Genomic DNA, 11,748 nt, shown 5'->3' with positions numbered 1-11,748 from the left:
CTGCGATCCGCATTTATCATTTTCGCTCACGTAAAAAACGGCAAAGGATTTGCGGGATGCATGCGCCTTTATCCGCCCGCCCCCTTGCGCAACCTCCAAGACTGCTTATTTTATGACAGCAAAGCCAACATCCACCCCGCCCACAAGCCTCGGGCATCGTGAGCGGCTGCGGCAAAGACTGGAACTGGAACCCACAGCAGTGGCGGATTATGAAGTGCTGGAGCTGCTGTTAGGCTACGGGTTGACCCGCAAGGACACAAAGCCCCTCGCCAAGGAACTGATACAGAAGTTTGGCAGCATTCGCGGGGCGCTGGACGCAAGGCCCGAAGAACTCTTGCAGGTGCCCGGTTTTGGGCCGGGATTGCTGGCCTTATGGCGGGTTTTGGGCGAAACGCGGGCGCGCTACGCAGCGGCAGAGCTGCGGCAAAAGGAAGTTCTGGCAACACCCGAGGCCGTAGCCCGCATGGCGCAGGCCCGGCTTGGCACAAGCCCTCACGAAGAATGCTGGCTGGCGCTGGTAGACAGGCGCAACCGCCTTATGGCCTGGGAGCGCCTGCGCAGGGGCGGCATTGCAGAAGTTTCAATCTACCCAAGGGACGTTCTTGAAGCGGCCCTGCTCCGTAAGGCAAGCGGCATAATCTTGGTGCACAACCACCCCGGCGGCAACCCGGGGCCTTCGCAGGAAGACCGCCTGCTGACAGAAGAACTGCAAAGACTGGCGCCCCGCATGGGGCTGCGCTTTCTGGATCACGTCATCGTTACTGATGGAGACTGCTACAGCATAACGCAATCGCAACGCATTTGAATCGAAAGCAGTCGGGGAGAATATATATGGCTGACATCAATGAAAAAGACATTTTGCTGCATCAGGAAGAACCCATTGAGGCAGAACCTGCCATCGACAGCGAAACGGACAAGGCGGAAATGAACGCGCCCGAGACGCTGGATCACGAGGGCAGCCTCAATACGGCGGCGCAGAGCATTCCCGACACGCTGCCCGTGTTGCCCGTTCGAGACGTGGTTATCTTCAACTATATGATCCTGCCGCTGTTCATCGGACGCGACAAATCCGTACAGGCCGTGGACGCAGCCCTGAAAAACGGGCGGCACCTGCTTGTGTGCGCGCAGAAAGAAGAAGCCACCGAAGATCCCAAGCCGGAAGACCTCTACCAGGTCGGCACCGTAGTGCAGGTCATGCGCATGCTCAAGATGCCCGATTCGAGGGTGAAAATTCTTGTGCAGGGCGTGAGCCGCGCACGGGTTACGAGCTACCGCCAGGTGGAACCCTTCCTTGAAGCGCGCATTGAAACCCTGCCCGAGCAAATCCCTGTGGTAGACGCCACGGTGGAGGCCCTGTTGCGCTCCGTGCGCGAGCAGAGCGAAAAGGTGCTGACCCTGCGTGGCCTTTCCTCGCCAGACGTTCTTGCCGTCTTGCAGGGCGTGGACGATCCGGGCCGCCTGGCCGACCTTATCGCCGCCAACATGCGCATGAAAACAGCCGATGCCCAGCGCATTCTCGAGGCGGAGAATCCCATTGACCGCCTCATGCTGGTCAACACCCAACTGCAGCGCGAGGTGGAAGTCGCCACCGTGCAGGCGCGCATCCAGAGTTCGGCCCGCGAAGGCATGGACAAGGCGCAGAAGGATTACTTTTTGCGCGAGCAGCTCAAGGCTATCCGCACAGAACTTGGCGACAAGGACGAAGACGGCGAGGAAGACCTTGAAAACCTCAAGCAGGCCCTTGAAAAAGCAGGCCTGCCCAAGGACGTGCGCAAGGAAGCCGACAAGCAGTTGCGCCGCCTTTCGGGCATGCACGCCGATTCTTCCGAGGCCAACGTGGTGCGCACCTACCTTGACTGGCTGGTGGAACTGCCGTGGAAAAAGCTTTCGCGCGACAGGCTGGATATTGTCCATGCCAAAGAAATTCTTGACGAAGACCACTGCGGTCTCGACAAAATCAAGGACCGCATCCTTGAATTCCTGAGCGTGCGCAAGCTCAATCCGCAGTCCAAGGGGCCCATCCTCTGCTTTGCGGGCCCTCCCGGCGTGGGTAAAACCTCGCTTGGGCGCTCCATTGCGCGGGCGCTGGGCCGTAAATTCCAGCGGCTTTCGCTGGGCGGCATGCACGATGAGGCGGAAATCCGCGGGCATCGGCGCACCTACATCGGCGCCATGCCGGGTCGCATCATTCAGGCCCTCAAGCAGGCCGGCACGCGCAACCCCGTTATCGTGCTGGACGAAGTGGACAAGCTGGGCGCGGATTTCAGGGGCGATCCCTCATCCGCCCTGCTGGAAGTGCTTGATCCGGAACAGAACTACACCTTCAGCGACCACTACCTGAACGTGCCCTTTGATCTTTCAAAGGTTATGTTCCTCTGCACGGCCAACCATCTGGAAACCATCCCGGCGGCCCTGCGCGACCGTATGGAAGTCATTTCCCTGCCCGGTTACACCTTGCAGGAAAAGGCCCAGATCGCCCGCAAGCATCTGCTGCCCAAGAAGGTGGAAGACAATGGCCTTGCCCCAAAGGATGTGGAACTGACGGAAGAAGCCCTGGAAAAGATCATCCGCGAATACACGCGCGAGGCCGGGCTGCGCAACCTTGAGCGCGAGCTTTCCTCCATCTGCCGCAAACTGGCCCGCCGTAAGGCCGAGGGCAAAAAGCCGCCCTTTATGGTTGACGTGGCCGATGTGGAAAAACTGTTGGGCGCGCCCCGCTTTATTGAAGACGAAAAGGAAAAGAAGCTCATGCCCGGCATGGCTCTGGGCCTGGCCTGGACGCCCGCTGGCGGCGAAGTGCTGACTGTTGAAGCCACTGTCATGAAGGGCAAGGGAGGCCTCACCCTCACCGGGCAACTTGGTGATGTGATGAAGGAAAGCGCCCAGGCTGCCTTGAGCTACATCCGCAGCCGTGCGGACGACCTTGGCGTGGACCCCGGTTTTGTGTCGCAATACGACCTGCACGTGCACGTGCCTGCGGGCGCAACGCCCAAGGACGGCCCCTCGGCGGGCGTTACGCTGACCACGGCCCTCATCTCCGCCCTGAGCGGACGGCGTGTGCGCGCAGACCTGTGCATGACCGGCGAGATCACCCTGCAAGGCCGGGTGCTGCCTGTGGGCGGCATCAAGGAAAAAATTCTGGCGGGCGTGGCGCGCGGTCTCAAGCACGTGGTCATTCCGCACCAGAACGTCAAAGATCTTGAGGATGTGCCCAAGGAACTGCTCAAGCGCATCACCGTGCACCCTGTGCACCATTATGACGAACTGCTGCCCATCGTGTTTGAAACCAAGGGTGGGCGCGGCAGTTCCGCAACGGGCAAGGGCGGCAAAAGCAAGGTGGAAGAATCCACGGGTGTAGCAGCCAAGGGCACGGCAACAGCCAAAACCGCTGGCGCCAGAAAGCCCAAGCGGCCCGCGGAAGCCGGAGCCTGACATTCGTGCGCCTCAAGCAATATATAGATGAAGCGACAGAACAACTGACAAAGGCGGGGGTGGACAGCCCCCGCCTTTGCGCAGAAGTGCTGGCGCGCGAAACGCTCAAGGGGGATCCTTCAGGATCCGCCCGCCTTTTTTGCATTCTGGAGGCGGGGCGGGAGCTGACGGCCATAGAAGAGAATAATTTTCTAGCGCTGGTGGCCTGCCGGGCCACGGGGCAACCTCTGGCCCAGATCATCGGGCGCAAGGAATTTTATGGCCGCGACTTTACGGTTACGCCGCACACCCTTATTCCCAGACCGGAAACAGAACTCATTGTAGACAATGCTCTGGAGCTGCTGCCGGAAGAACACCTCAGCTTTGCAGACCTGGGCACCGGCACAGGCTGCATCGGCATCACCCTGGCGGCGGAGCGCCCCTGCTGGAGCGGTATTCTGCTGGATATCTGCCCCAATGCCATTGCCGTTGCCGCGCAGAATGCGGTGCGGCATAGTGTAGATGGCAGAATTGCGGCGCTGCGCGCAGACATGCGTACTCCGCCGCTCAAACCGGAATCGCTGCGTCTGCTTGTGAGCAACCCTCCATATATAGCTGATGCCGAGCGGCACATGGTTATGGATGAAGTGTTGCACAACGAGCCGCACAGCGCCCTGTTCTCTGAAAACAACGGCCTGCTCCACCTTAAAGCAGCCGTGGATGCAGCCGCGCTTGCATTGCAAAATGGCGGTTGGGTTTTGCTGGAGCACGGCGCAAACCAAGCGGAGGCCGTGCGCGAAATGCTGGCTGCCACGGGAATTTTCAAAAAAATTGAAAATAAACGGGACATTGCCCAACTTAACCGTTGCACATTGGCGAGGAAAGGGCTATAAGGCCAAATCGTTTCCGCGCAAAGGCGCGAAAAACGGTAAAAAGCAGCACGGCTCACTATAATTTGAAAAAATTTGAGCCAAAGCGAAATTTTTGCTTGCAAAGCAGAATGAAAATCGCTAATAAGCTGTGTTGCCGCTGGCGTAGCTCAACTGGCAGAGCAGCTGATTTGTAATCAGCAGGTTGCGGGTTCGAGTCCCATCGCCAGCTCCACAAGAAGCTGAACGAAGATCGGACTTTCCGACTTTTCGGCAAGAGTGGAGGGGTTCCCGAGTGGCCAAAGGGAACAGACTGTAAATCTGTCGTCGTAAGACTTCGGTGGTTCAAATCCACCCCCCTCCACCACCACTTTTCCGTCGCCAAATACTGGACGGTTGGTGGCTGGTTTGAATAAACTGCCTTGGCTGTAGGAGACAGGACGCCTGTCGGGGAACTACGGTAGCGTGCGGGAATAGCTCAACGGCTAGAGCATCAGCCTTCCAAGCTGAGGGTTGCGGGTTCGAATCCCGTTTCCCGCTCCAAAATCCTGCCTGATTCCGCCTCCCCCTCAGTCACCTTGTCCGCCAATGCACGTTCCCTGGTGTCCAGGGACTGAATGCGGATAGCGGGCCGCCCAACGGAACTTCCCACTACCGCAGCCGTTACGCGAGGAGCAGGCGTTACAGCTCTACGAATTCAAAACGAATTTAGTAACGCAGGTAAAACGCAAACATTTTTTTCTCCAGGGAGACGTACAATGGGCAAGGAAAAATTTGAACGCAAAAAGCCCCATGTAAACATCGGCACCATCGGCCACATCGACCATGGCAAGACCACCCTCACCGCCGCCATCACCAAGATCGCCGGCCTGAAGGGCTCGGGCAAGTTCATTTCGTATGACGAAATCGACAAGGCCCCCGAAGAAAAGGAACGCGGCATCACCATTTCCACCGCACACGTGGAATACGAAACCGCTACCCGTCACTACGCCCACGTTGACTGCCCCGGCCACGCCGACTACATCAAGAACATGATCACCGGCGCTGCCCAGATGGACGGCGGTATCATCGTTGTGGCCGCCACTGACGGTCCCATGCCCCAGACCCGTGAGCACATCCTGCTTGCCCGTCAGGTCGGCGTGCCCCAGCTCGTGGTGTTCCTGAACAAGTGCGATCTGGTTGACGACGAAGAACTGCTGGAACTCGTGGAACTTGAAGTTCGCGAACTGCTCTCCAGCTACGACTTCCCCGGTGATGACGTTCCGGTTATCCGCGGTTCCGCCCTTAAGGCTCTGGAATGCGATAACCCCGACGCGCCCGAAGCCAAGTGCATTCTTGACCTTCTGCAGGCTTGCGACGACTTCATTCCCGAACCGGAACGCGACATCGACAAGCCCTTCCTGATGCCCATCGAAGACGTGTTCTCCATCTCCGGCCGTGGTACCGTTGTTACCGGTCGTGTGGAACGCGGTATTCTGAAGGTCAGCGACGAAGTGGAAATCGTGGGCATCAAGCCCACCCAGAAGACCATCTGCACCGGCGTGGAAATGTTCCGCAAGCTGCTTGACCAGGGTCAGGCTGGCGACAACATCGGCGCCCTGCTTCGCGGCACCAAGCGTGACGACGTGGAACGCGGCCAGGTTCTTGCCGCTCCCAAGAGCATCACGCCCCACAAGAAGTTCAAGGCTGAAGTGTACGTTCTCTCCAAGGAAGAAGGCGGCCGTCATACCCCGTTCTTCTCTGGCTACCGTCCTCAGTTCTACTTCCGTACCACTGACATCACCGGCATCATCAACCTGCCCGAAGGCGTGGAAATGGTTATGCCTGGCGATAACTCCCAGTTCATCGTTGAACTCATCGCCCCCATCGCCATGGAAGCTGGCCTGCGTTTCGCCATTCGCGAAGGCGGCCGCACCGTTGGCTCCGGTGTGGTGACCGAAATCATCGAGTAGCATATGCGAGTTAATATCATACTGGCCTGCACTGAGTGCAAGCGCCGCAACTACAGCACCCGGAAGAACAAGAAAAACACTACCGGTCGGCTGGAAATGAAAAAGTATTGTCCCTGGGATAAGAAGCACACTGTGCATCGCGAAACCAGGTAAAATAAACTTCCGCCGGGGGGCGATAAGCCCCCCGGACGGTGTGCAGGGCAGTAGCTCTAACGGCTAGAGCGGCGGTCTCCAAAACCGCATGTTGGGGGTTCGAATCCCTCCTGCCCTGCCATTTTTTATCTCCGGATTACACCATGGCAAAAAAACAAGCTCAAGCTGCCGACCTTAAGGCGGACAAAGGCCCGAACCCTGTCGTACGGTTTACTCGCTACGTTGAGGACGCCAAGGCCGAATTGCGCAAGGTCACCTGGCCTACGTTGCAGGAAACGCGCAAAGCCACCTTGGCCGTTTTGGGCTTTGTAGCCGTGATGGCTGTCATCCTGGGGCTGGTGGACTTTGGTCTGTCTTCCCTGATCAAGACCCTATTGTCCTGAAGGCCGATATGAAAGACCCTGTTATCGACGAAACTTCCGAGCTCTGCAAAAAGGCTCGCTGGTACATCGTGCACACCTACTCGGGTTTCGAGCAGCGTGTGCAGAAGACCATTAACGAGTTGCGCCGCACCGGGCAGGATGAAGGGCTTATTGAGGAAGTTGTTGTTCCCACTGAAAAGGTTATTGAACCTACCAAGGGTGGACAACAGCGCACCTCTACGCGCAAGTTCTATCCCGGGTATGTCATGGTGCGTATGACCATGACGGATCTTTCCTGGCATCTGGTACAGTCCATCCCCAAGGTCACCGGCTTTGTGGGCGGCAAAAACCGTCCTACCCCAATGCGTGAGAGTGAAGCACAGCGCATTCTCTCCCTGATGGAGTCTCGCCAGGAAACGCCACGGCCCAAGTTCAACTTTGACCGCGGCGACGAAGTACGCGTTATTGAAGGGCCGTTTGGCGGCTTCAATGGCGTTGTGGAAGACGTCAACTACGACAAGGGGAAACTGCGCGTTTCCGTTTCCATTTTTGGTCGTCAGACCCCTGTGGAACTGGATTTCGTGCAGGTATCCAAAGGTTAATGACTTGCCCCCCGCGCGACAGGGCTTTGCCTTGAACTGCGCGAGCAGCGATGAAGGATAACTCAAATGGCCAAGAAAGAAGTTGCCAAAATCAAACTGCAGATCCCCGCTGGCGCGGCTAACCCCTCGCCGCCGGTTGGTCCTGCCCTCGGTCAGCACGGCCTGAACATCATGGGTTTCTGCAAGGAATTCAATGCCCGCACCATGGAACAGAAGGGCACGATCATTCCTGTGGTCATCACCGTGTACGCCGACCGCTCTTTCACCTTCATCACCAAGACCCCCCCGGCCTCGGTGCTGATCATGAAAGCCGCCAAAATTGAAAAGGGTTCCGGCGAACCCAACCGCAACAAGGTTGGTAGCCTGAGCATGGCGCAGATTGAAGAAATCGCCAAGCTGAAGCTGCCCGATCTGAATGCTGCAAGCATTGAGTCTGCGGTGAAGTCCATTGCTGGTACCGCTCGCAGCATGGGCATTGACGTTAAGTAAGGCCCTTTTAAAGCCGTGAGCGCCCTTGGGCGCTCGTTGCATATACGGCACACTGGTCTTACGGCTGCAGTAGCTTTAAAACGCTTGGCAGCCATCGTTGAAATCAATTGTACTGCCGCCTTTGCGCAAGACAAAGTTCGGCAGGAGATGCAAAACGAAAGGATTATCTCATGCCCACACATGGCAAGAATTTCCGCAAGGCGCTTGAAGGCAACAACCTTCAGGAACGCTTCAGCATTGAAGACGCCGTCAGCAAATCGCTTGGCGCTTCCTTTGCCAAATTTGACGAAACTGTTGACGTGGCCGTGCGCCTCGGCGTTGACCCCAAATATTCCGACCAGATGGTTCGCGGCGCTGTGACCCTGCCCCACGGGCTTGGCAAGACCGTTCGCGTGGCCGTGTTCTGTAAGGGCGAAAAGCAGGCGGAAGCCCGCGAAGCCGGTGCGGATGTTGTGGGTGCCGAAGATCTGGTCGCCAAGGTCAAGGAAGGCTGGCTCGAATTTGACGCCGCCGTGGCTACCCCCGACGTTATGGCTCTTGTGGGCCAGATCGGTCGCGTGCTTGGCCCCCGTGGCCTTATGCCCAACGCCAAGACCGGCTCCGTCACCTTTGATGTGACCAAGGCCGTTACCGAACTTAAGGCCGGTCGCGTGGACTTCAAGGTTGACAAGGCTGGCGTGCTGCACGCTCCCCTTGGCAAGGTTTCCTTTGGCCCCGAAAAGATTCTGGGCAACCTCAAGGCCCTGCTTGACGCCGTGAACCGCCTTAAGCCTTCCGCCGCCAAGGGCAGCTACATGCTCTCCATGGCAGTGTCCACCACCATGGGCCCTGGCTTCAAGGTTGACATGACTCAGGTTAAAAAATTTCTTGAGGGCTAAGCTCTCAAGGCTGTGGGCGCACTGTATGTCAGTGCGCCCACAATCTGTCTAAGGATACGGAATTCGAGTCGAAGACGACAGGTGGGCGCAAGCTCTTAATACCCTGTCCAGACACTTCTTCTTTGGCTCGGCATTCCACCTGGCAACCCCGAACGTGAGAGGTATCACGTGAACAGGTCTGGAAAAGCCGTAATTATTGAAGCCGTTAAGGCCCGCGCCGACAAGGCTTCTTTTGCGGTTATCACGGACTTCAAGGGCATGACGGTGGAAGAGCTGACGAACCTGCGCGTTTCTCTGCGTAATGCAGGCGGCGAATATCTCGTCGTTAAAAACACGCTTGCCCGTATTGCTCTGACCGACGGTACGCACAACGCTATCAAGGACAAGTTCCATGATAACTGCGGCGTAGCCTTTGGGTTCGATGACCCCGTGGCGGTGGCCAAGGCGCTCAGCGATTTTGCCAAGCAAAGCAAGCTCTTTGAGCTTCGCTGCGCCAGCCTGGACGGCAAGGCTATGGATGCCGCCCAGATTGACGCACTGGCCAAGCTGCCCGGAAGGGAACAGCTCCTCGGTCAGTTGCTCGGCACCATGAACGCCGTGCCCACCAACTTTGTTTCGCTGTTCGCCAACGTGGTGCGTGGTCTGCTTTATGCCCTCAAGGGTATCGAAGATCAGAAATCCAACGCCGCATAGCAAGCAACCATCGAATTATTTGCACTAAAGCCAAAGATCAGGAGACTTATCATGGCCGTTACCAAAGAAGAAGTTGTTGAATTTATCTCCAATATGACCGTTCTCGAACTTTCTGAGTTCATCAAGGAACTCGAAGAAAAGTTCGGCGTTTCCGCCGCTGCGCCTGCCGCCGCCATGATGATGGCTGCCCCCGCTGCCGCTGCTGAAGCCGCTGAAGAAAAGACCGAGTTCGACGTTATCCTGAAGGAAGCTGGCGCCAACAAGATCGGCGTCATCAAGGTTGTGCGCGCTCTGACCAGCCTGGGCCTCAAGGAAGCCAAGGAAAAGGTTGACGGCGCCCCCGCTACCCTGAAGGAAGGCGTGTCCAAGGAAGAAGCTGAAGAAGCCAAGAAGCAGCTGACCGAAGCTGGCGCCACCGTCGAAGTGAAGTAAGTTCGGTTTTATACCGTGCTTTTGAGGCGGAACCTTAGGGTTCCGCCTTTTTTATTGCTTTGACATGGCGCTCAGGCCGTTTTGCCCTTGCCCTGATATCTGTCAGGCTCAGTAACCTTCAAGACTACCGCCAAAACACCCTGCCTCCCTGCGCAGATCAGGCGCCAGCAAATCAGGCTTTGCATCCAAGTAACTCCCGCCACGCAAAAGCTGTTTCCCTTCTGTTTTTGGGTCGGTTCCCTGCCATTTTTCTTCAGTAAACGCTTACGGAATGTTGCCTGCAGTACGCGTATCGATGGCTTAAGTCATTCCACAGTCAGGGTTGGCGACAGATCGAATGCGCAACTATGATGAATGGTTGCAGCCCGCAAATTCAGTCAGATTCCCACCTCGACTGCCTGTCGTAACATGAATCTACCATTCTGCGTTCACCGAGCAGAGGGCAATTTCCCCCTCAAACCTTTCCGCTTTTAAGTCGTCCCAATTACCTTCTTCGCAAGCTGCCTTTGCACAGATGTGAGACGCTTCACCAAAATCCAAGCATACGCAGATTGCGTAAAAATTCACGATACTCTCAGAGCTTCTGCCTGAAACAGCAGCGCATACTTTGGCGCGACCATATCTCCCACCTTCGTAACTTCGGTGTTTTACACAATTACATACTATTTTTGTATGTTTTACTATGCATATAATTGATCCGGATCTCATTTGTGCGCTTCGACACATTCGCTCAAAATTGCATGTCAAAAATATTATCATAACTACCCAAAATGTATTTATTTTATTTGGCACCTACTTTGCAATATGTGTAAAAATTCCCAAGCTCAACAATTTACCATGCAAAGGAGAATACTATGGCTGACTCTTCCTCCTTCGAAGCGCTGAACCCGTATCAGATGTGCGACAAGGCGGCCGCTGTCATGGAGGGCAAGGCGCTCAAGCCCGCGCGCAAAGCTTTTTTGCTTGCCGTCATGGCAGGTGTGTTTATCGGGCTGGGTTTTGTGTATTGCGCCATAGCCAACGCGACCGGGGCGGGCAAAATTGTTGGCGGGCTGGTGTTCAGCCTGGGCCTCATGCTGGTTATTGTGCTGGGTGCAGATCTCTTCACCTCCACAACCATGACGCTTATTCCCCGTGCCAGCGGCAAAATCACCTGGGGACAGATGTTCTCCAACTGGGGCGTGGTTTACGCTGGCAACTTTGTGGGCAGCCTTATCCTGGTCGCACTGATCCTTTTGAGCGGCCACCCTTGGGAAAACGGCGGCAGCATTGCAGTCTTTTACATCAACACCACAGAGCACAAACTTACTCACACCTTTATTGAAGCGGTTTTTCTGGGGGCCATGTGCAACCTGATGGTCTGCCTGGGCGTGTGGATGAGCTACGCCGGGCGCTCGCTGTTCGACAAAATGATCGCCTGTCTGTTCCCTGTGGGTCTTTTCATCGCCTGCGGCTTTGAACACAGCGTGGCGAACATGTTCATGATTCCCATCGGCATTCTCTGCAACAACATGATGCCGCCCGAAGTGGCCGCCAAGCTGGCCGATCCCGCGCACATCGCCTCTGTGCTGAACTGGCAGAACTTCATCTTCAAGAATCTCATTCCTGTGACGCTTGGCAACATCCTTGGCGGCGGCGTTTTTGTGGGTCTGTTCCACTGGCTCATCTACCTGAAGCACGGTCACGATGACCATCAGACTGCCACCAAACCTGCGCCGCAAAAAGAGTCCCCGACCATCGGCTAAAATGTCGAAGCTGTCGAAGCCCTTCGTCAAAAGTGTCGAACACGGCTTTATGGATACCCCGCCGCACGGACAGCGGGCAGAGATATTCCCCAAAATGCGCATGAATACTCGGTTTGTGCATAATGGCACGTATTCTGCTCAACAAGGGCCATTATCACGATC

At 56.4% G+C, this 11,748-nt stretch carries 12 protein-coding genes and 4 tRNA genes; all 16 read left to right on the top strand.

Features of this window, described 5'->3' with window-relative positions; translation table 11 throughout:
* Positions 1-112 precede the first annotated feature (112 nt).
* The 16 genes from NE637_RS03575 (at position 113) to focA (ending at position 11,586) form a co-directional block, all read left to right on the top strand.
* Positions 113-805 carry a JAB domain-containing protein gene (locus NE637_RS03575; protein WP_192111379.1) on the top strand — a complete coding sequence of 231 codons (693 nt, stop codon included), beginning with the start codon at positions 113-115 and terminating at the stop codon, positions 803-805.
* A 26-nt stretch (positions 806-831) separates the two neighbouring features.
* Positions 832-3,432 carry an endopeptidase La gene (lon, locus tag NE637_RS03570; RefSeq protein WP_371740792.1) on the top strand — a complete coding sequence of 867 codons (2,601 nt, stop codon included), beginning with the start codon at positions 832-834 and terminating at the stop codon, positions 3,430-3,432.
* Between the two features lie 5 nt (positions 3,433-3,437).
* Complete coding sequence (gene prmC, locus NE637_RS03565) at positions 3,438-4,304, top strand: peptide chain release factor N(5)-glutamine methyltransferase (RefSeq protein WP_227117661.1); 867 nt, start codon at positions 3,438-3,440, stop codon at positions 4,302-4,304.
* A gap of 135 nt (positions 4,305-4,439) precedes the next feature.
* A tRNA-Thr gene (locus tag NE637_RS03560) sits at positions 4,440-4,515 on the top strand.
* Between the two features lie 46 nt (positions 4,516-4,561).
* A tRNA-Tyr gene (locus NE637_RS03555) sits at positions 4,562-4,647 on the top strand.
* Between the two features lie 100 nt (positions 4,648-4,747).
* A tRNA-Gly gene (locus NE637_RS03550) sits at positions 4,748-4,823 on the top strand.
* A 215-nt stretch (positions 4,824-5,038) separates the two neighbouring features.
* Entirely contained in the window at positions 5,039-6,232 is a 1,194-nt protein-coding gene (gene tuf, locus NE637_RS03545) for an elongation factor Tu (protein ID WP_192111376.1), read from the top strand.
* A gap of 3 nt (positions 6,233-6,235) precedes the next feature.
* Positions 6,236-6,385 (top strand): 50S ribosomal protein L33, encoded by a 150-nt coding sequence (gene rpmG / locus NE637_RS03540; RefSeq protein WP_008684737.1) that lies wholly within the window; start codon positions 6,236-6,238, stop codon positions 6,383-6,385.
* Between the two features lie 44 nt (positions 6,386-6,429).
* Positions 6,430-6,506, top strand: a tRNA-Trp gene (locus NE637_RS03535).
* Between the two features lie 22 nt (positions 6,507-6,528).
* Complete coding sequence (gene secE / locus NE637_RS03530) at positions 6,529-6,768, top strand: preprotein translocase subunit SecE (RefSeq protein ID WP_022658436.1); 240 nt, start codon at positions 6,529-6,531, stop codon at positions 6,766-6,768.
* An 8-nt stretch (positions 6,769-6,776) separates the two neighbouring features.
* Positions 6,777-7,349 (top strand): transcription termination/antitermination protein NusG, encoded by a 573-nt coding sequence (gene nusG, locus NE637_RS03525; RefSeq protein ID WP_022658435.1) that lies wholly within the window; start codon positions 6,777-6,779, stop codon positions 7,347-7,349.
* Positions 7,350-7,415: 66 nt separating this feature from the next.
* On the top strand, positions 7,416-7,838 hold the full coding sequence (gene rplK, locus NE637_RS03520; RefSeq protein WP_022658434.1) for a 50S ribosomal protein L11: 423 nt from the start codon (positions 7,416-7,418) through the stop codon (positions 7,836-7,838).
* Between the two features lie 170 nt (positions 7,839-8,008).
* Positions 8,009-8,716, top strand: a complete 708-nt coding sequence (gene rplA, locus NE637_RS03515; RefSeq protein WP_192111375.1) for a 50S ribosomal protein L1 — start codon at positions 8,009-8,011, stop codon at positions 8,714-8,716.
* A 168-nt stretch (positions 8,717-8,884) separates the two neighbouring features.
* Positions 8,885-9,409, top strand: a complete 525-nt coding sequence (gene rplJ / locus NE637_RS03510; protein ID WP_192111374.1) for a 50S ribosomal protein L10 — start codon at positions 8,885-8,887, stop codon at positions 9,407-9,409.
* Positions 9,410-9,460: 51 nt separating this feature from the next.
* Entirely contained in the window at positions 9,461-9,841 is a 381-nt protein-coding gene (gene rplL / locus NE637_RS03505; RefSeq protein ID WP_192111373.1) for a 50S ribosomal protein L7/L12, read from the top strand.
* A gap of 854 nt (positions 9,842-10,695) precedes the next feature.
* Positions 10,696-11,586 carry a formate transporter FocA gene (focA, locus tag NE637_RS03500; RefSeq protein WP_227117663.1) on the top strand — a complete coding sequence of 297 codons (891 nt, stop codon included), beginning with the start codon at positions 10,696-10,698 and terminating at the stop codon, positions 11,584-11,586.
* The last annotated feature ends 162 nt before the right edge of the window (positions 11,587-11,748 follow it).

Source organism: Desulfovibrio desulfuricans (assembly GCF_024460775.1).
GTDB lineage: Bacteria > Desulfobacterota > Desulfovibrionia > Desulfovibrionales > Desulfovibrionaceae > Desulfovibrio > Desulfovibrio desulfuricans_E.
The sequence above is the reverse complement of the archived record's forward strand: the minus strand, read 5'-3'. Positions and strand labels throughout refer to the sequence as shown.